The sequence below is a fragment of the Rhizobium changzhiense genome (assembly GCF_013087625.1).
In the GTDB taxonomy this organism is placed as follows: Bacteria; Pseudomonadota; Alphaproteobacteria; order Rhizobiales; family Rhizobiaceae; genus Rhizobium; species Rhizobium sophorae.
This window is the reverse complement of the sequence record NZ_JABFCQ010000017.1, coordinates 1-1,051: the sequence shown is the minus strand read 5'-3', so window position 1 is coordinate 1,051 and position 1,051 is coordinate 1. Positions and strand designations below refer to the sequence as shown.

Here is a 1,051-nt window from a genome sequence, read left to right as displayed (position 1 = left end):
TAGAGCGTATCCGGATTTAGTTGAATCGGAAGGGATTCCGTTTTTGGCTGTTTTGTGATTCAAGATGCTGGCTGGAGTGGAGGCCAGCATCGGATGACTCGACCTCTTTCAAATGATCTTCGTGAGCGTGTTGTTGCTGCCATCGAAGCCGGTGAGAGCCGCCGGTCGGTTGCGGTGCGGTTCGGTATTGCGGTGTCTTCAGCGGTAAAGTGGTCTCAGCGTTATCGTTCGAGCGGATCTGTGGCGCCTGGGAAGATGGGCGGCCACCGCAAGCGGGTTCTGGAGCCGCATCGGGCGTTTATCATGGAGCGGATCAACCAGACGCCGCATGTGTCACTGCACAGGTTGAAGGAAGAGTTGGCCGCGCGAGGGGTGAAGGTATCCCACGATACGGTATGGCAGTTCCTGCGGCGTGAGGGGCTGCGGTTCAAAAAAAACACTGTTCGCCCTTGAGCAGGCGCGCGCTGACGTCGCGCGACGGCGACAGCGCTGGCGATCCTGGCAGGCTGGCCTCGATCCAAGCCGGCTGGTCTTCATCGATGAAACCTGGATCAAGACCAACATGGCGCCGCTTCGAGGCTGGGGACCGAAGGGCAAACGCCTGCGCAGCTTCGCCCCGCACGGACATTGGCGCACCCTGACTTTCCTCGGCGCGTTGCGCTGCGATCGGCTCACCGCACCCTGTGTCTTTGATGGACCGATCAACGGTGAGTGCTTTCGCGCCTATGTCGAGCAGCAACTCGTAGCGGTGCTCAAACCCGGCGACATCGTCGTGATGGATAATCTCGGCTCCCACAAGTCGGTCGCCATCCGTCAGATGATCCGCAACGCTGGTGCTCGGCTCTGGTACTTGCCGCCATACTCCCCCGACCTCAATCCGATCGAACAGGCTTTCGCCAAAATCAAGCACTGGATGCGCCTGGCTCAGAAGCGAACCATCGATGACACCTGGCGCCACATCGGACACCTCGTCACAACCATCGAGCCCAACGAATGCAGCAACTACTTCGCCAATGCCGGATACGCTTCCGTCAAAACCTGAAAGGCTCTA

General features: G+C 59.2%; 1 protein-coding gene. It reads left to right on the top strand.

The genetic code is table 11. The features are described 5' to 3' along the window. Positions 1 to 93 precede the first annotated feature (93 nt). Positions 94 to 1,042, top strand: a protein-coding gene (locus tag G9X68_RS31615; RefSeq protein WP_171605727.1) for an IS630 family transposase whose coding sequence is annotated in 2 segments (ribosomal slippage) — positions 94 to 429 and positions 431 to 1,042 — 948 coding nt in all. Because the reading frame shifts where the segments join, the coding sequence is not laid out codon by codon here. Positions 1,043 to 1,051: the final 9 nt, after the last annotated feature.